The 17,789-nt window shown below is 71.0% G+C and carries 17 protein-coding genes; 11 read left to right on the top strand and 6 right to left on the bottom strand.

Annotated elements, in window-relative coordinates; all coding sequences use genetic code 11:
• Positions 1-4: 4 nt before the first annotated feature.
• From ACEN9J_RS17450 to ACEN9J_RS17435, 4 genes are all read left to right on the top strand, one after another.
• The gene (locus tag ACEN9J_RS17450) at positions 5-997 is read left to right on the top strand and encodes a Bug family tripartite tricarboxylate transporter substrate binding protein (RefSeq protein WP_413761636.1); all 993 of its coding nucleotides are present in this window, start codon (positions 5-7) and stop codon (positions 995-997) included.
• Between the two features lie 64 nt (positions 998-1,061).
• On the top strand, positions 1,062-1,988 hold the full coding sequence (locus tag ACEN9J_RS17445) for a LysR family transcriptional regulator (RefSeq protein WP_057595568.1): 927 nt from the start codon (positions 1,062-1,064) through the stop codon (positions 1,986-1,988).
• Between the two features lie 70 nt (positions 1,989-2,058).
• Entirely contained in the window at positions 2,059-2,514 is a 456-nt protein-coding gene (locus ACEN9J_RS17440) for a DUF2214 family protein (protein ID WP_413761635.1), read from the top strand.
• A gap of 4 nt (positions 2,515-2,518) precedes the next feature.
• Positions 2,519-4,546 (top strand): spermidine synthase, encoded by a 2,028-nt coding sequence (locus ACEN9J_RS17435; protein WP_413761634.1) that lies wholly within the window; start codon positions 2,519-2,521, stop codon positions 4,544-4,546.
• 53 nt (positions 4,547-4,599) lie between these two features.
• Here the strand turns inward: ACEN9J_RS17435 and ACEN9J_RS17430 are convergent, their stop codons facing one another.
• Complete coding sequence (locus tag ACEN9J_RS17430) at positions 4,600-4,944, bottom strand: hypothetical protein (RefSeq protein WP_057595575.1); 345 nt, start codon at positions 4,942-4,944, stop codon at positions 4,600-4,602.
• Positions 4,945-5,075: 131 nt separating this feature from the next.
• Between ACEN9J_RS17430 and argS the strand changes: the two genes are divergently transcribed.
• The 7 genes from argS (at position 5,076) to ACEN9J_RS17395 (ending at position 13,306) form a co-directional block, all read left to right on the top strand.
• A complete protein-coding gene (argS, locus tag ACEN9J_RS17425; RefSeq protein ID WP_296735452.1) occupies positions 5,076-6,761 on the top strand; it encodes an arginine--tRNA ligase in 1,686 nt (561 codons plus the stop codon).
• 11 nt (positions 6,762-6,772) lie between these two features.
• Positions 6,773-7,537, top strand: a complete 765-nt coding sequence (locus ACEN9J_RS17420) for an SPOR domain-containing protein (protein WP_057595594.1) — start codon at positions 6,773-6,775, stop codon at positions 7,535-7,537.
• A 188-nt stretch (positions 7,538-7,725) separates the two neighbouring features.
• On the top strand, positions 7,726-8,373 hold the full coding sequence (locus tag ACEN9J_RS17415; RefSeq protein ID WP_413761633.1) for a thiol:disulfide interchange protein DsbA/DsbL: 648 nt from the start codon (positions 7,726-7,728) through the stop codon (positions 8,371-8,373).
• Positions 8,374-8,572: 199 nt separating this feature from the next.
• A complete protein-coding gene (lptA, locus tag ACEN9J_RS17410) occupies positions 8,573-9,286 on the top strand; it encodes a lipopolysaccharide transport periplasmic protein LptA (protein WP_057595580.1) in 714 nt (237 codons plus the stop codon).
• A complete protein-coding gene (lptB, locus tag ACEN9J_RS17405) occupies positions 9,283-10,077 on the top strand; it encodes an LPS export ABC transporter ATP-binding protein (protein ID WP_413761632.1) in 795 nt (264 codons plus the stop codon). Before lptA ends, lptB begins: the two co-directional genes overlap by 4 nt.
• Before the next feature lie 30 nt (positions 10,078-10,107).
• Positions 10,108-11,697 (top strand): RNA polymerase factor sigma-54, encoded by a 1,590-nt coding sequence (locus ACEN9J_RS17400; protein ID WP_261209303.1) that lies wholly within the window; start codon positions 10,108-10,110, stop codon positions 11,695-11,697.
• A gap of 10 nt (positions 11,698-11,707) precedes the next feature.
• Complete coding sequence (locus ACEN9J_RS17395; protein ID WP_413761631.1) at positions 11,708-13,306, top strand: phospholipase D family protein; 1,599 nt, start codon at positions 11,708-11,710, stop codon at positions 13,304-13,306.
• 9 nt (positions 13,307-13,315) lie between these two features.
• Here ACEN9J_RS17395 and ACEN9J_RS17390 read toward each other — a convergent pair whose 3' ends face one another.
• The 5 genes from ACEN9J_RS17390 to ACEN9J_RS17370 form a co-directional block, all read right to left on the bottom strand.
• Positions 13,316-13,960 carry a LysE family translocator gene (locus tag ACEN9J_RS17390; RefSeq protein WP_413761630.1) on the bottom strand — a complete coding sequence of 215 codons (645 nt, stop codon included), beginning with the start codon at positions 13,958-13,960 and terminating at the stop codon, positions 13,316-13,318.
• Between the two features lie 22 nt (positions 13,961-13,982).
• Positions 13,983-14,624 (bottom strand): YceI family protein, encoded by a 642-nt coding sequence (locus ACEN9J_RS17385; RefSeq protein ID WP_413761629.1) that lies wholly within the window; start codon positions 14,622-14,624, stop codon positions 13,983-13,985.
• Between the two features lie 33 nt (positions 14,625-14,657).
• A complete protein-coding gene (locus tag ACEN9J_RS17380) occupies positions 14,658-15,242 on the bottom strand; it encodes a YceI family protein (RefSeq protein WP_413761628.1) in 585 nt (194 codons plus the stop codon).
• Positions 15,239-15,850, bottom strand: coding sequence for a cytochrome b (locus ACEN9J_RS17375; RefSeq protein WP_057598366.1), 612 nt, complete (start codon positions 15,848-15,850; stop codon positions 15,239-15,241). Before ACEN9J_RS17375 ends, ACEN9J_RS17380 begins: the two co-directional genes overlap by 4 nt.
• 69 nt (positions 15,851-15,919) lie before the next feature.
• Entirely contained in the window at positions 15,920-17,734 is a 1,815-nt protein-coding gene (locus ACEN9J_RS17370) for a hybrid sensor histidine kinase/response regulator (RefSeq protein WP_413761627.1), read from the bottom strand.
• Positions 17,735-17,789: the final 55 nt, after the last annotated feature.

Here is a 17,789-nt window from a genome sequence, read left to right as displayed (position 1 = left end):
TCCCATGACATCCATCCCACGGCGCGGCCTGCTGGCCGGCGCCGCGACCGCGTTCGCCTGCGCCCTGGCGCTCAGCGCCTGGCCGGCCCATGCCGACACCGCCTGGCCCGACAAGCCGGTGCGCCTGGTCGTGCCCTACACGCCGGGCGGCGCCACCGACATCGTTTCGCGGCTGGTCGCGCAGAAGCTCGCCGAGGACACGAAGTGGAGCTTCATCGTCGACAACCGCGCGGGCGGCAACGGCAACATCGGCATCGACGTGGTCGCCAAGGCCAAGCCCGACGGCTACACCATCGGCATGGGCCAGACCGCGAACCTCGCGATCAACCCGACGCTGTTCCCGAAGATGCCCTACGACGCGCTGAAGGACGTGGTGCCGGTTTCGGTCGTCGCCGCGCAGCCCGTGGTGCTGGTGGTGCGCGCCGATTCGCCCTACCGCTCGCTGGCCGACTTCGTCGCCGCGGCCAAGGCCAGGCCCGGCGAGATCAAGCAGGCGCTGGCCGGCACCGGCACCCTGGGCCACATGGCCGGCGAGGTGCTCGCCAAGCGCGTGGGCTTCAAGGTGCTCAACGTGCCCTACAAGGGCGCGGCGCCGGCCATCACCGACCTGCTCGGCGGCCAGACCGACTGCATGTTCGCGACGCCGCAGGGCGCGCTGTCGATGGTCAAGGCCGGCAAGCTGCGCGCGCTGGCCGTGACCTCGGCCAAGCGGCTGCCGGTGATGCCCGACATCCCCACCGTGGCCGAGACCTACAAGGGCTTCGAGGCGGTCGACTGGAAGGCGGTGGTGGTGCCCGCGGGCACGCCGAGCGAGATCGTGAAGAAGCTCAACGCCGCGATCGACAAGGCGCTGGCCAAGCCCGCGACCATCGCGCAGCTGCAGGCCGAGGGCAGCATGCCGGTGGGCGGCAGTCCCGAGCAGGCGGCGCAGTACGTGCGCGCCGAGCATGCGCGCTGGGGCGCGGCGGTGCGCGAGGCCGGGGTGCAGCCCGAATAGCCGGTTCCCGGGATGAGCCCGCGCGGCGCCGGGCTTCCCGCCGCCTCTATATAGTTCGGGCGCCATGGACCGCCTGAAGCAGCTCGAATCCTTCGTCTCGGTCGCCACGCGCGGCAGCCTCACCGCGGCCGCCAAGGCCGAGGGCGTGGCGCCCGCGATCATGGGGCGCCGGCTCGATGCGCTCGAGGAGCGCCTGGGCGTGAAGCTTTTGGTTCGCACCACGCGGCGCATCACGCTCACGCACGAGGGCAGCGCCTTCCTCGAGGACTGCCAGCGCCTGCTGGTGGAGTTCGCCAATGCCGAGGCCAGCGTGAGCGCGGGCGGCGTCAAGGCCAGCGGCCACCTGCGCGTGACCGCGCCCGCGGGCTTCGGCCGGCGCCATGTCGCGCCGCTGGTGCCGCGCTTCCATGCGCTGCATCCCGAGGTGACGATCTCGCTGAACCTCAGCGACCGCGTGGTCGACGTGGCCGGCGAGAGCTTCGATTGCGCGGTGCGCGTGGGCGACCTGCCCGACTCCTCGCTGGTTAGCGTGCGGCTGGCCGACAACCGGCGCCGCTGCGTGGCCACGCCCGAGTTCGTGCTGCGCCACGGCGCGCCGCGCCATCCGAACGAGCTCACGCGCTTCGCCTGCCTGGCGCTCACCAGCGACGCCTCGCAGACGCGCGGCTGGGCCTTCCGCATTCCCGACGACCAGGGCGGCCACGAGCTGATCCACCTGCGGCCCAGCGGCCCGCTCGACTGCTCCGACGGCCAGGTGCTGCACGACTGGTGCCTGGCCGGCCACGGCATCGCCTGGCGCAGCACCTGGGAGGTCGAGGCCGAGATCGACGCCGGGCTGCTGGTGCCGCTGCTCGACGAGTTCGCGGCGCCGCCCAACGGCATCTACGCGGTGTTCGCGGGCGCCAAGCACCTGCCGCTGCGCGTGCGACTGTGGCTTGATTTCCTCAAAGACCAATACGGGCGGCCCGAATTCTGGGGTGGACGGACCTGAGCCGGGCGCGCGGCTGCACAATCTGTTTGCATTTGCAAACCCCACGCGCCCCGACGAAGAGAACGCCACGATGACCCTCGAAGCCATCCTCGCCTACCTGCATCTGCTGGCCATCCTCACGATGGTCGTCTTCATCGCCAGCGAGGCGGCGCTGTGCCGCGTCGAGTGGCTCAATGCCGCGGTGGTCGAGCGGCTCGCGCGCGTCGACATGGTCTACGGCATCGCCGCCGTGGCCGTGCTGCTGACCGGCATCGCGCGCACCCTCTGGGGCGTGAAGGGCACGGCCTGGTACTGGACCAACCCGCTGCTGCACCTGAAGCTGGGCCTGTTCATCGTGGTGGGCGTGCTGTCGATCTTCCCGACCCTGAACTACCTGCGCTGGCGCAAGGCGCTGCGCGCCGGCGGCACGCTGCCGTCGGACGTCGAGGTGAAGAAGACGCGCAAGCTGGTGATGATCCAGGCCCACCTGATCGCCGTGATCCCGCTGGCGGCGGTGTTCTTCGCGCGCGGCTTCGGCAGCAAGTAGTCGCATGGCGAGCGCCGGCATCCAGCTCCTGTTTGCCGGCACGATCTTCGGCAGCGCCTTCCTTCTCTTCCTCGTCCAGCCGCTGATCGCCAAGCAGATCCTGCCGTGGTTCGGCGGCTCGGCCGCCGTGTGGTCGATCTGCATGGTGTTCTTCCAGGTCGCGCTGCTCGCGGGCTACGCCTATTCGGACTGGATCTCGCGCCACCTGCGCATGCGCGCGCAGGCGCTGCTGCATGTGGCGCTGCTGCTCGCGAGCCTGGCCTTCCTGCCGATCGTGGCCGGCGCGCAGTGGAAGCCGGCCGGCGCCGAGGATCCGGCCTGGCGCATCCTCGGGCTGCTGGTGGGCACCATCGGCCTGCCGTATTTCCTGCTCTCGACCACCGGGCCGCTGGTGCAGTCCTGGGTGTCGCGCACGCCCTGGGGCGCGCGCGTGTACCGGTACTTCTCGCTGTCGAACCTCGCATCGCTGCTCTCGCTGCTGAGCTACCCGGTGCTGATCGAGCCGCGCAGCACGCTGATGCAGCAGGCCATCGGCTGGTCGTGGGGCTACGCGGGCTTCGTCGTGCTCTGCGCGGGCACCACGCTGTACATGGCGCGCCGCTGGAGCCATGACCTGCCGGCCGCCGTATCCACCGATGCGCCCGTCGCCGCGCCGCGCCGCATCGACCAGCTGCTGTGGCTCGCGCTGCCCGCGCTCGGCTCCTGGCTGCTCTTGGCCGTCACCAACCACATCACGCAGAACATCGCGGCCGTGCCCTTCCTCTGGGTGCTGCCGCTGTCGCTCTACCTGCTGACCTTCGTGCTGTGCTTCGAGAGCGATCGCTGGTACCGGCGCGGCCTGTTCGTGCCGCTCGCGGCCGCGATGCTGGCGCTGTGCGCCTACCAGCTGCAGGACGGCGCCGGGCTCAAGATCCATACCGCGCTGACGATCCACGTGGCGGGCCTGTTCGTGCTGTGCATGTTCCTGCACGGCGAGACCGCGCGGCTGCGGCCCGGTCCCGCGCACCTCACGCGCTTCTACCTGATGCTGTCGCTGGGCGGCGCCATCGGCGGCGTGACGGTCGGGCTGGGCGCGCCCTACCTGCTGCCGGCCTACTACGAGCTCGGCATCGGGCTGGTGCTGGCCGCGCTGCTCGCTGCGCTGGTGCTGCGCGCGCGCTGGCTGCTGTGGGTGCCCGGCCTGGGGCTCGCGGCCTGCTGCGCCTGGCTGCTCTCGGAGCAGGTGCGCAGCGACCACGAGGGGCTGCGCACCCTGGGGCGCAATTTCTACGGATCGATGCACACCTACGACGTGCGGCGCCAGGACCCGCCCGACTACGTGCGCCAGTTCGTCCACGGCTCGATCAAGCATGGCGAGCAGTTCCTCTCGCCCGAGCGCCGCCGCGAACCCACCACCTATTACGGCGCCACCTCGGGCATCGGCCGCGCCATCGAGGCGCTGCCGATCGGCGCGCGCCGCGTCGGCCTGATCGGGCTGGGCGCCGGCACGCTCGCGGCCTACGGGCGCACGGGCGACGTCTACCGCTTCTACGAGATCAATCCCGAGGTGTTCGGCATCGCGGACCGCGAATTCACCTTCCTGCGCGACAGCCGCGCGAAGGTCGAGCGCGTGCTCGGCGACGCGCGGCTGGCGCTGGAGCGCGAGAGCGCGCAGGGCTTCGACGTGCTGGCGGTTGATGCCTTCTCGGGCGACTCGGTGCCGGTGCACCTGCTGACCGCGCAGGCCATGCAGGTCTATCTGCGGCACCTGCGGCCCGACGGCGTGGTGGCCTTCCACGTCACCAACCACTTCCTCGCGCTCGCGCCCGTGGTGGCCCGCATCGCGCAGTCGCAGGGGCTGCACGCGGTGCTGGTCAGCGACGACGCGGAGGATTCGGCCTGGCTGCACGCCACCGACTGGGTGCTGGTGGCGCGCGATCCGCAGGCGCTGGCGCGGCCGCCGATCGCGGCGGCGGCCCAGCCGATCGCGGTCGACCCGGCCGCGCGGCCCTGGACCGACGACTACAACAACCTGCTGGGCGTGCTCAAGTAACAAAGCCCGCACGAGGCGGGCTTTGTTTACAAAGGTTGCGGAGAAAAGCGGTCTCAACCCTTGGCGGCGTCCGCCTCGCACTTCTTCATGAAGCTGTTCTTGGCGGCGCCGGCGAGCGCCTTGCCGTTCTTGTCGACCGCCTTGGTGGCGCAGGCGGGGGCGGCGGCGGCCTTGGCTTCCTTCTCGCACTTCTTGATCGAGCTGGCCTTGGCGGCGCCGGCCAGGGCCTTGCCGTTCTTGTCGACGGCCTTGGCTTCGCAGCCGCCGGCGGCTGCGGCGGGGGCCGCCGCGGCGGGAGCGGCCGGGGTGGCGGCCTTGTCCTGGGCCTGGGCGGCGCCGAAGGAAAGGCAGGCGCCGAGCGCGATGGTGGAGGCGACCAGGGAAAGGAGCTTCTTCATGGTGTGTGTCCTTGCAAATGGGTTGTGACAGTGGCTGCCCCGCCTCGGGGTTGACCATCGTAACGGCCAAGGTCGACGGTTGGATGACGATCGTCAACTGCGGCCGAGTTTGCCCCCGGTAAAATTCCACGATGCTATTGGTCAAACAGGAGCTGCTCGCGGCGCTCGCGAACACGCTCGAATCCCTCTCCCCCGGCGCCGGCCTCAAGGCCGCGTTTGAGTCCCCCAAGGTCGCGGCCCACGGCGACTTCGCCAGCAATGCCGCCATGCAGCTGGCGAAGCCGCTCGGCCGCAAGCCGCGCGAACTCGCCGAGGAACTGAGCGCCGCGCTGCTCGCCACCCCCGCCTTCGCCCAATGGGTCCAGGCGGTCGAGATCGCCGGCCCCGGCTTCCTCAACATCCGCCTGAAGACCGCCGCCAAGCAGCAGGTGGTGCGCGAGGTGCTCGACGCGGGCGCCGCCTTCGGCCAGCGCCCCGCCACCGGCGAGAAGGTGCTGGTCGAGTTCGTCTCGGCCAACCCCACCGGCCCGCTGCACGTGGGCCACGGCCGCCAGGCCGCGCTCGGCGACGCCATCTGCAACCTGCGCGCCTCGCAGGGCGAACAGGTCTGGCGCGAGTACTACTACAACGACGCCGGCGTGCAGATCCAGACCCTGGCCAACAGCACGCAGCTGCGCGCGCGCGGCTTCAAGCCCGGCGACGCCGAATGGCCGAGCGGCGAGAAGGCCGCGGCCTACAACGGCGACTACATCGCCGACATCGCGGCCGACTTCATCGCGAAGAAGACCGTGAAGTCGGAGGACCGCGAGGTCACGGCCAACGGCGACATCGAGGACCTGGACGCGATCCGCGAGTTCGCCGTCGCCTACCTGCGCCGCGAGCAGGACCTGGACCTGCAGGCCTTCCGCGTGCGCTTCGACCAGTACTACCTCGAGTCCAGCCTCTACACCAGCGGCCGCGTCGAGCGCGCGGTGGCGCAGCTGGTCGCCGCGGGCAAGACCTACGAGCAGGACGGCGCGCTGTGGCTCAAGTCGACCGACTACGGCGACGACAAGGACCGCGTGATGAAGAAGCAGGACGGCACGTACACCTACTTCGTGCCCGACGTCGCCTATCACATCGCCAAGTGGGAGCGCGGCTTCCACAAGGTCATCAACATCCAGGGCACCGACCACCACGGCACCATCGCGCGCGTGCGCGCCGGGCTGCAGGCGGCGGGTGAGGGCATCCCCGAGGGCTACCCCGACTACGTGCTGCACACCATGGTGCGCGTCACCAAGGGCGGCGAGGAGGTCAAGATCAGCAAGCGCGCCGGCAGTTACGTCACGCTGCGCGACCTGATCGAGTGGACCAGCACCGACGCCGTGCGCTTCTTCCTGCTGAGCCGCAAGCCCGACACCGAATACACCTTCGACGTCGACCTGGCCGTGGCGCAGAACAACGACAACCCGGTGTACTACGTGCAGTACGCGCATGCGCGCATCTGCTCGGTGCTCGCGGCCTGGGGCGGCGACGCGGCCGTGCTGCAGGGCGTCGACCTGTCGCCGCTCGAGAGCCCGGCGGCCCAGTCGCTGATGTTGCTGCTGGCCAAGTACCCCGAGATGCTGAGCGCCGCGGCCAAGGATTTCGCGCCGCACGACGTCACCTTCTACCTGCGCGAACTGGCGGCCACGTACCACAGCTACTACGACGCCGAGCGCATCCTGGTGGACGACGAGGCGGTGAAGCTGGCGCGCCTGGCGCTGGTCGCCGCGACCGCGCAGGTGCTGCACAATGGCCTCGCGATCCTCGGCGTCACCGCGCCGCGCAAGATGTGAACCCCCTCACCATGAAGAAGACAACCAGACAACGCGGCAACATCGTCATCGGCCTGATCATCGGCCTGGTGCTCGGCCTGGGCGTCGCGCTGGGTATCGCGGTCTACGTGACCAAGGTGCCGATCCCCTTCGTCACCAAGACGCAGCGCGGCGGTGCCGAGCAGGACGAGGCCGAGGCGCGCAAGAACCGCGACTGGGATCCGAACGCCCCGCTGGCCGGCAAGCCGCAGCAGCCCCGTCCCGCGGCCGCCGGCCCGGTCGGCGCGCCGCCTTCCGGCGACAACGCCAATCCCGCCACCGCCGCGGTCTCGCCCGGCACCCCGCCGCCCACGGCGCCGGTGCCTGTGGTGGTCGCGCCCAAGCCCGCGCGGCCCGCCCCGGTGCCGGCCGAGGCCAATGCGCTGCCGCCCTCGAACGATCCGCTCGGCGACCTGGCCCGGGCGCGCGCCGGCAGCGTCGGCGGCAGCACCACGGTGGCCGCCGCCCCGTCGTCGAGCAGCGGCAATGCCGCGGCCGCCACCGGCTCCGGCGGCGCCGATCCCTTCATGTACTTCGTGCAGGCTGGCGCCTTCCGCACCACCGAGGACGCCGAGGCGCAGCGCGCCAAGCTCTCGCTGATGGGCGTCGAGGCCCGCGTGACCGAGCGCGAGCAGGCCGGCCGCACCGTCTACCGCGTGCGCGCCGGTCCGTTCAACAAGAAGGACGACGCCGACCGCCTCAAGGAACGGATGGACGGCGCCGGCCTCGACTCGGCGCTGGTGCGCGTCCAGCGCTGAGCGCCGCCCGGGCCGGGGGAGGGCACCATCCTGTGGTGGCCTTTCCCGACAACGGTCATGGTTTTTCTTTAAGCTTCGCCGCGGTCCGCGCCGCCCCCGGTTTCCCGGAGCCCCGAGCACCGCGCGCGGGAACTCCGCTTCACCGGCCCGGCTCAGTCTGCCGTCTATCAACTGGAGAGCTCTTTCCCATGAAACGTCGTGATTTCTCGCTGGCCGCCGCCGCCGGTTCGCTCGGACTGCTGGCCCACCTGCCGGCGCAGGCCCAGGCCCGCGCGCCCAAGGCCGGCACCGAATACCTCGTGCTCGACAAGCGCGTGCCGGTCGATGCGCCGGCCGGCAAGATCGAGGTGATCGAGTTCTTCTCGTACAACTGCCCGCACTGCAACGACTTCGAACCCGCGCTCGAGGCCTGGGCCAAGAGCAAGCCCGCCGACGTGGTGCTGCGCCGCGTGCCGGTGCCCTTCGTGGGCAACGACGTCGAAGCCAAGCAGCGCCTGTACTACGCGCTCGAGGCGATGGGCAAGGTCGACGAGTACCAGCCCAAGGTCTTCAGCGCCATCCACGCCCAGCGCCAGAACGTCAACGGCGACGCCAACATCGTGGCCTGGGCCGAGAAGAGCGGCCTCGACGCCGCGAAGTTCAAGGAGCTGTTCACCTCCTTCGGCGTGGCGAGCAAGGCCAAGCGCGCCTCGCAGCTGACCGACGCCTACAAGGTGGCCGGCGTGCCCGCGCTGGCCGTGGCCGGCCGCTGGTACGTGGACGGCGAGACCGCCGGCAACATGAACAAGGCGCTGGCGGTCACCAATTTCCTGATCGGCGAAGCCCGCAAGGGTTGATTTCGATTTCGTGGCCGCCGGGAGGCCGGGCCCCATCGAGGGTTCCGGGGCGGCCGGGCCGTCATTCGGCCGGTCGGCAGAACGCGGGGCGATCCCGCGGGGTGCCGTGCCCGGGTTCGCCGCCCCGGGGCTTTTTCATCCGCGCGCATGGGTCTGGCGCGATGGGCCGCATACAATGCAGAGCAAGTTTCGTGCCTCTATGACATCGCACTCTCACCCCACCTCCTCCCTTCGCCGCACCGGCCGCCTCGTGCTGGCCGCGCTGCTGCTGGCCGGCTCCGCCGCCACGGCCCTGGCCGAAACGGCCGACCGGACCAAGCCGATGAACATCGAATCCGATTCGATGCGCTACGACGATCTCAAGCAGACCAGCGTCTTCACCGGCAACGTGGTGGTCACCAAGGGCACCATCATCATCCGCGGTGCGCGCATCGACGTGCGCCAGGACCCCGAGGGCTACCAGTACGGCGTGGTCACCGCGGCGCCCGGCAAGCTCGCCTATTACAAGCAGAAGCGCAACGGCAACGGCGACGAGTGGATCGAGGGCGAGTCCGAGGTCATCGAGTACGACAGCCGCGCCGACAACGTCAAGTTCATCCGCCGCGCCGTCATGCGCCGCCTGGTCGGCGCCACGCCCAACGACGAGAGCAGCGGCGCGCTGATCGTCTACGACCAGAGCAACGACACCTACACCGTCAACGGCTCGACCGTGCCGCCGAACGCCGGCGTGTCGGCACCGGGCGGCGGCGGCCGCGTCAAGGCCATCCTCACGCCGAAGTCGGCCGCGCCCGCGGCACCGGGCGCCTCGGCCCCGGCCACGCGCCGTCCCGCGGCCCCGGCGCCCACGCCGGCCCCGGGCGCCGGCCTGCGCCCGAGCACCACGCTCAGCGGCGAAGCGGAAGAGCGCAAGTGATCGAAGCCGCCGGAACCCAGGAAACCAACGGCGTGCCGGGCAGCCGCCTCGTCGCGCGCGGCCTGCAGAAGAGCTATGGCAGCCGCAAGGTGGTCAAGGACGTCTCGCTCGACGTGCAGAAGGGCGAAGTCGTCGGACTGCTCGGCCCCAACGGCGCCGGCAAGACCACCTCGTTCTACATGATCGTCGGGCTGGTGCGCGCCGACGCGGGCGAGATCTCCATCGACGGCGAGCCCATCGCCCACATGCCGATCCACCGCCGCGCGCGCATGGGCCTGAGCTACCTGCCGCAGGAAGCCTCGATCTTCCGCAAGCTCACGGTCGAGGAGAACGTGCGCGCGGTGCTCGAGCTGCAGCGCGAACCCGACGCCAACGGCCGGCCGCAGGCGCTGTCGAAGCAGCGCATGGAAGAGCGCCTGTCGGAACTGCTGGCCGACCTGCGCGTCGACCACCTGCGCGATTCGCCCGCGCTCGCGCTGTCGGGCGGCGAACGCCGCCGCGTCGAGATCGCGCGCGCGCTGGCCACCCAGCCGCGCTTCATCCTGCTGGACGAACCCTTCGCCGGCATCGACCCGATCGCGGTGATCGAGATCCAGCGCATCATCAGCTTCCTGAAGGAACGCGGGATCGGCGTGCTCATCACCGACCACAACGTGCGCGAGACGCTGGGCATCTGCGATCACGCCTTCATCATCAGCGACGGCCATGTGCTGGCACAGGGCACGCCCTCGGAGATCGTCGACAACGCCGAAGTGCGCCGGGTCTACCTGGGCGAGCACTTCCGCATGTGATGACCCTCGCGCCAGCCATTTCCTGAGGGCATGAAACAAGGCTTGTCGCTGCGCGTTTCGCAGCATCTCGCGCTGACGCCTCAGCTGCAGCAGTCGATCCGGCTGCTGCAGCTCTCCACGCTCGAGCTGAGCCAGGAGGTCGAGCAGATGCTCGACGAGAACCCCTTCCTCGAGCGCACCGCCGAGGAAGCCGCGCGCGAGGAATTCGGCCTCGACGCCGCCGACACGCCCGCGCCGCGCGAGGACACCGAGCGCGAGGCCGAGAGCGACTACGCGGGTGCCGCGCCCTCGACCTCGACCACGTCCACCGAGACCGCCTCGTCGTCCGAGGCCGAGCCGGCCCTCGACTCGCCCGAGCGCGAGCCCGACTGGGAAGGCGACGGCACCGTCGACATGGCGCCCGACGACAGCGAGTGGGGCAGCGACGCGCCCGCGCGCAACAACAGCAGCACCGGCGACGACGAGCGCGCCGATGCCACCGAGCTCGCGCGCAGCCAGGAATCGCTGCAGTCCTTCCTGCACCGCCAGGCGCTGAGCCTGCGGCTCAACGAGAACGACAGCGCCGCGCTGCGCTTCCTGATCGAGTCGCTCAACGACGACGGCTACCTCGAGGATTCGCTGCCGGCCCTGGCCTCGGGCCTCGCGGGCGACGACAACGACCAGTTCGACGAGCTGGTGCACCACTTCCAGGTCGCGCTCGGCCTGCTGCAGAGCCTGGAGCCCGCGGGCGTGGGCGCGCGCGATCTCGGCGAATGCCTCGCGATCCAGCTGCGCGCGCTGGCCGACGAAGACGAGACAGAGGAAGAGGAACTGGTGCGCAAGACCGCGCTCGCCATCTGCAAGCAGCCGATGGAGCTGCTCGCGCGGCGCGACTTCAAGCGCCTGGCCACGCTCACGCGCACCAACGAGGAGCTGGTGCGCTCGGCGCTGCAGGTCATCGCGCGCCTGGAGCCCAAGCCGGGCCGCCGCTTCGTCGACGTCGAGCGCAACATCGTCATTCCCGACGTGATCGTCACCAAGACCGGCCGCGGCACCAACGTGAAGTTCCGCGTCATGCTCAACCCCGAGGTGATGCCGCGGCTGCGCGTGCACGACATCTATGCCGGCGCGCTCAAGTCGCACAAGGGCGAGGGCAGCCAGGCGCTGTCGCAGCGGCTGCAGGAGGCGCGCTGGTTCATCAAGAACATCCAGCAGCGCTTCGACACCATCCTGCGCGTGAGCAACGCCATCGTCGAGCGGCAGAAGAGCTACTTCGTGCACGGCGAGCTCGCGATGCGCCCGCTGGTGCTGCGCGAGATCGCCGACGAGCTCGGGCTGCACGAATCCACCATCTCGCGCGTGACCACCGCCAAGTACATGGCCACGCCCTTCGGAACGGTCGAGCTCAAGTACTTCTTCGGCTCGGCGCTGGGCACCGAGACCGGCGGCAATGCCTCGAGCACCGCGGTGCGCGCGCTGATCAAGCAGTTCGTCGGTTCGGAGAGCGTGAAGAAGCCGCTGTCGGACAGCCAGATCTCCGAGATGCTCAAGGAGCAGGGCATCGAGTGCGCGCGCCGCACCGTCGCCAAGTACCGCGAGGCGCTGCGCATCGCGCCCGCCAACCTGCGCAAGGCCCTGTAGAAAGCCGCCGATGGCCCGACGCCTGCTGTCGCGCTGTGGGCTCCGGGTGTTCGCCCTCGCGGCCACGCTGCTGGCCGCCGGCTGCGCCTCGCTGCCCGACGAGGCCCCGCGCACTCCCACCAAGGCCATCGCCGTGTCGAAGGACACCGCGCTCGGCCGCATCGCGCTGGCCGCGCAGCCCGACCCCGACCTCAGCGGCTTTCGCCTCATGCCGGGCGGCGACTTCGCCTTCGACACCCGCATCCAGCTTGCGCGCCGGGCCCAGCGCACGCTCGACGTCCAGTACTACCAGATCGAGAACGACGAGACCGGCCGCTACCTGCTGCGCACCCTGCGCGACGCCGCGCAGCGCGGCGTGCGGGTGCGCGTGCTGATGGACGACCTCTACACCGCGGGCGAGGACGAGCTGCTGCGCGGCTTCGCGGCCACGCCCAATGTCGAGCTGCGCCTGTTCAACCCCTTTCCGGCCGGCCGCGGCAGCCTGCTCGCGCGCTTCACCGCCTCGCTGTTCGACTTCAGCCGCGTTAACCGGCGCATGCACAACAAGCTGTTCATCGCCGACGGCGCGATGGCCGTGGCGGGCGGGCGCAACATCGGCAACCAGTACTTCCGGCGCACCGCGGGCGAGAACTTCATCGACCTCGACACCTTCGTGACGGGCGCGCTGATCCCGCGCCTGGGCAGCCTGTTCGACCAGTACTGGAACAGCCCCTACGTGCGGCCCGTCGAGTCGGTGGTGGCGAGCGCGCTGCCTGCCGACGAACTGCGGCGCCGCTTCGAGGCCGCCACCGGCCCCGACACCACGCCGCCGCCGCCAAAGCCCGCGCCCAACGACCTGCTGGGCTACGGCCCGATCGCCGAGGACCTCGATGCCGGCCGGCTCGGCCTGATCTGGACCACGGCCGAGGCCTATGCCGATTCGCCCGACCGCGTGATCGGCAAGACCGCCTCGTACGGCGGCGTGCCGCTGCTCGACGTGGACAGCGTGCGCTACAACGTGGTCGAGCAGATGCGCCGCGCGCGCAGCGAGGTGACCATCGTCTCGCCCTACCTGATCCCGGGCGCCGCGGGGCTCGAGGTGATGAACGAGATCCGCCGGCGCCAGGTGAAGATCAGCGTGGTGACCAACTCGCTCGCCGCCACCGACGAGCCGCTGGTGCACACCGCCTACCGCCGTTACCGGCCCGAGATGCTGCGCCTGGGCGCCGAGCTCTACGAACTCAGCACCAACCGCACCCGCCGCAGCGTGCGGCTGGGCCTGTTCGGCACCTCGGTCGGCCGGCTGCATGCCAAGTCGGCGGTGATCGACCGGCGCATCCTGTTCGTCGGCTCGATGAATTTCGACCCGCGCTCCGAGGTCCACAACACCGAGATCGGCCTGTTCATCCGCAGCCCCGAGATGGCGCAGCAGGCGCTGAAGCTGCTCGAGGTGCTCAAGCAGCAGGGCGCCTACAGGCTGCGCTTCGCCGAAGGCAGCGACTCGCGCCTGGAGTGGGTTAGCGAGGAGGCCGGCAAGACCACGGTGCTGAGCGAGGAGCCCGACTCGGGCTTCTGGGATCGCACCATGCTCGAACTGCTGGCGCCGCTGACGCCCGAGAGCCTGCTCTAGGAATCGGCCTCAGGTCCCGCGCACCGCCGACCACACCAGCCGCAGCCCCAGCAGTCCCATCACGCCGCCGGCCGCGCGGTCGATCCAGGTCTTGTAGCGCAGGTAGGCCGAGCGCGGCGCCGCCGACGACAGCGCGAGCGCGACGATGGCGTACCAGCCGGTCTCGATGCAGAAGATCACGGCCGGCACCGCGAGCGCCAGCACCAGCGGCACCTCGCGCGGCAGGAAGGCCGCGAAGATGCTCGCGTAGACCACGGCCGTCTTCGGGTTGCTGACCTGCGTGGCCAGCCCGAGCAGGAAGGTGCGCTTGCCGCGGCCGCCCGAAGCGGCGGGCGTGCCCGCCTCCGGCGCCATCGCGAGCGGCTGCCGCGCGCCGCGCCAGATGCGGATGCCGAGGTAGACCAGGTAGGCGCCGCCGAAGCCCTTGATCGCGAGGTAGAGCGCCGGCACCGCGAGGAACGCGGCCTGCAGCCCCGCGAGCGCCGCGATCGCGAACACCAGCCCGCCCGCGCCCATGCCGAGCGCGGCCGCGAGGCCGTCGGCGCGCGAGGCCACGGCCGTGCGCGCCACCATCACGAAGCTCGGGCCCGGGCTCATCGCGCCCACGGTCATGGCGCCGGCGATGCCGAGCAGGGAAAGGGTGGTGTCGATCATCGGAAGTGCTCTCTTTCGGAATTCATTGCTGCACGTTGACCGCCTCGACCTGCACCAGCAGCTTCACCTTGTTCTCGAAGCCGAAGTTCAGCCCCCAGGTGATGCCCCAGTCGCTGCGCTCGACGGTGGTCTCGAAGTCGCCGCCGCAGACCTGGCGGTTGATCAGCGGGCTCAGGTAGCAGTTGAAGCGCACGGCCTTGAGGGTGACGGGCTTGGTCTGCCCCATCAGCGTGAGCGTGCCGGGCACCTCGGCCACCTTGTCGCCGCTGAAGGCGATGCGCTCGGCGACGAAGCGGCCGGTGGGGAATTCGGCGACGTTGAAGAAGTCCTTGCTCTGCACGTGCCGGTTCAGCAGGTCGACGCCGGTGTTGATCGAGCTGATGTCCATGGTGATGTCGACCTTGCCGCTGGTGCCGGCGGCATCGATCTGCACGCTGCCGTCCTTGGTGCTGAAGCGGCCGCGGTTGGTGGTGGTGCCGTAGTGGCCCATCTCGTACATCACGAAGGTGTGGGTCGGGTCGACCACGTAGCTGGCGCCCTTGACCGGGCCGCCCGCGGGCTTGGCCGCGACGGGCGGGGCGGTGTATTCCTGCGCGGCGGCAAGGCCGGACGCGGCGAGCGCGAGGCCCAGCAGGGCGGCGGGAAGCAGTGTCTTGTTCTTCATGGCGAATGCTGCATGCGGGAGAAATGTGAAGGGTCAGGGCGCGCCGAGGCCGTCGACGACCAGCTTGAAGCGCACCTGCACCTCGTTGGCGATCACCGAGGTGTCGGTCCATTCGCCGTCGCCGACCTTGTAGTCGATGCGCTGCAGCACGAAGCTGCCGCTGGCCACCGACTGGCCGTTGGCGGCCGGCGCGATCGTCACGGGCACGGTCAGCGGCCTGGCGATGCCCTTGAGCGTGAGCTTGCCGGCCATCTCGAAGCGGCCGTCGCCGAGCGCCCTGATGGCCGTGGTCTGGAAGCCGGCCTGCGGGAAATGCGCGGCATCGAACCACGGCGCCTTGGGCAGCTCGGCATCGGTCATCGGAATGCCGAAGGCCGCGCTCGCCGTGTCGATCTGCAGCGCCACGCTGCCGCCCTCGGGCTTCTTCGGATCGAAGGCGATGCGCGCGTCGAACTTCCTGAACGAACCCTCGACCGGCACGCCCATCTGCTTGCTCACGAACACGATCTGGCTTTTCTCGGTCACCAGCCGCGCGGGCTGTGGCTCGGCATGGGCCGCCGGAAGGAGGAGGGTGGCGAGCGCCAGCGCACCGTGCCAGCGGTGAAGAAGGGAAGTCATGCGTCGGGTTTCCTGGAAGTCGATGACGGCCCGGGCCACATGCGCCGCAGCAGGCCGTCGCGCGCGATCCACTGGTGCTTGACGACGGCCGCCACGTGCAGCACCGAGACGGCGGCCAGCAGGTAGGCGCCGGCCCGGTGCAGCGGCTGCAGCCAGTGCTCGGCGAGCGCGCGGTCCACGGGCACGAAATCGGGCAGCGGCAGCACGCCGAACCACACCACCGGCACGCCGAGCGCCGAGCTCTGGGCCCAGCCCAGCAGCGGCACGGCGAAGAACAGCAGGTACATCAGGCGGTGGCTGGCCGTGCGGCCCGCGCGCTGCCAGCGCGGCATGGCGGCCCGCACGAAGCCGGGCAGGCCGGGCGGCGGATGGCCGAGGCGCCACAGCAGGCGCACGGCGGACAGCAGCAGGATCGCGATGCCGGTCCACTTGTGCCAGCTGTAGAAGCGCACGCGCTGCGGCGAGAACGGCAGCCCGGTCATGTACAGGCCCAGTGCGAGCGCGCCGAGGATCAGCAGCGCCAGCAGCCAGTGCAACCCGATCGCGACCGGCGTGTAGCGGGCGGCCTTCGGTTCGGCGAGGGTCGGGGCGGAGGGGGCGCTGGGCATCGGCGGACGGGCCGGCATCGGGGATGGCGCGCAGCATAGCTCGGAACGCCGCGCCGGGTGGCGCGGGGCTCAGCGCTGCGCCCGCCGCAGCAGCGCATGCAGCTCGGCCGGCTGCACCGGCTTGCGCAGCGCGTGCCAGCCGCGCTCGTTGGCCAGCCGCTGCGTGGCCTCGTCGATGTCGGCCGACACCAGCGAGATGGCCAGCGCGGGCTTGAGCTGCTGCAGCCGGGTGGCCAGCGCGATGCCGTCGAGCGCGCCCGGCAGCCGGATGTCGCACAGCGCCAGGTCGAGCGCCTGCAGGTCGGCCAGCGCCAGCGCCTCGGCGGCGCTGCCGTAGACGCGCGGCTGCGCGCCCCACTGGCGCAGCAGCGACTGCAGGCTGTCGGCGACCACGGCGTTGTCCTCGACCACCAGCACCGCGAGGCCGGGGCGCAGCGCGGGTGCGGCCTCGGGCGGCGGCTTGAGGGCGGCCGGCGCCGGCGGCGCCGAGTCGGCGGGCGCGGCCGCGAGCTCGAAGGCGAACACCGAGCCGCGCCCGGGCGCCGAGCGCAGTTCGACCTCGATGCCGAGCTGGGTCGCGAGCCGCCGCACGATCGCCAGCCCCAGGCCGTGGCCGCGCTGCAGGTTGCGCTCGACGTTGCCGATCTGCTCGAAGTCGCCGAACACGCGCTCGTGCGCCTCGGGCGCGATGCCGATGCCGCTGTCGCGCACCTCGACGCGCCAGGCGGCTTCACCCTCGCGCCGGCGTGCGCGCACCGCCAGCAGCACGCGGCCCGCGGGCGTGAACTTGACGGCGTTGTCCACCAGGTTGGCGAGCACGCGGCGCAGCGAGACCGCGTCGCTCCAGGCCACCGCGTCGCTCGGGCAGCGCACCAGCACGCGGCGCTCGCCGGCCTGGCGCGCGAGTTCTTGCAGCAGCGGCGCCAGCGCGACCGCGGCCGGGCGCAGCGGGTCGGCCGCGGCCTCGATGCGGCCGATCTCCAGCAATTGGTTGGTGAGCCCTTCCAGCGCCTGCTGGGCGCGTGCCAGCGAGCCCACCGTGTGCTGCACCGCCATCGTGTCGGCGCCCTCGCGCAGCTGCTGGCGCAGCACCTCGGCCTGCAGGCCGATGGCCATCACCGGCTGGCGCAGGTCGTGGTTGGCGGCCGAGAAGAAGCGCAGCCGCTCGGCCTGGGCCTGCTCGGAGGCGCGCAGGCCGGCCAGCGCCTGCTCGCGCAGGGTGCGCTCGTTGAGGCGCAGGCCGATGTTCTCCTCGAGCTGGCGCGAGCGCTCGGCCACCAGCTTCCACATCATGGCGGTGAGGCCGGCGCCGATGACGGCGACCGCGATCATCATCGGCGGCCCGAGCCAGATGCCCATCACGATGATCGGCGCCAGCAGCAGCGTGATCGCGAGCTGCGTGGCCGGCGTGTAGAACGAGACCGAGAAGGCGGCCGACAGCGTCATGCCCATCACGATCACGCCCAGCAGCAGCTGCAGCTCGATGCGCGAGGGGTCGAACAGCAGCACGCCGGCCGCGCCGTGCGCCAGCTCCCAGATGCCGGTGCGCAGCACGTGCACGCGCTGGGCGCGGCGCAGGCTCGCGGGCGTGAAGGGCTCGGGCAGGCGCTGCGGCACGAAGGCGCGCATCACCGTCACCAGCGTGATCAGGCCCAGCCAGGCCAGCGACAGCGGCAGCGAGAACTGCCAGGCGAACAGCGCCGCGATGCCGCAGTTCAGCAGGTACTGCACCGCCAGGATCGGCCCGATCGGCTGCACCGAGATGCGCAGCACCTCGCACTGGATGGCGAAGCCGTCGTCCCGCGCCGCCCCGGGGGAAGAGGGGTTTCCGCCGGCGCTGGCGGGGTGGGCGGCGGGCGCCGCGGAGTCGTGCAGGGGCTTCATGGACCGGACCACTATAGGCAAGCAGGGCGACACAGCGACAATGGCAATCCCGTAG

This window comes from Variovorax sp. Varisp41 (genome assembly GCF_047325085.1).
Taxonomy (GTDB): Bacteria; Pseudomonadota; Gammaproteobacteria; order Burkholderiales; family Burkholderiaceae_C; genus Variovorax.
The sequence above is the reverse complement of the archived record's forward strand: the minus strand, read 5'-3'. Positions and strand labels throughout refer to the sequence as shown.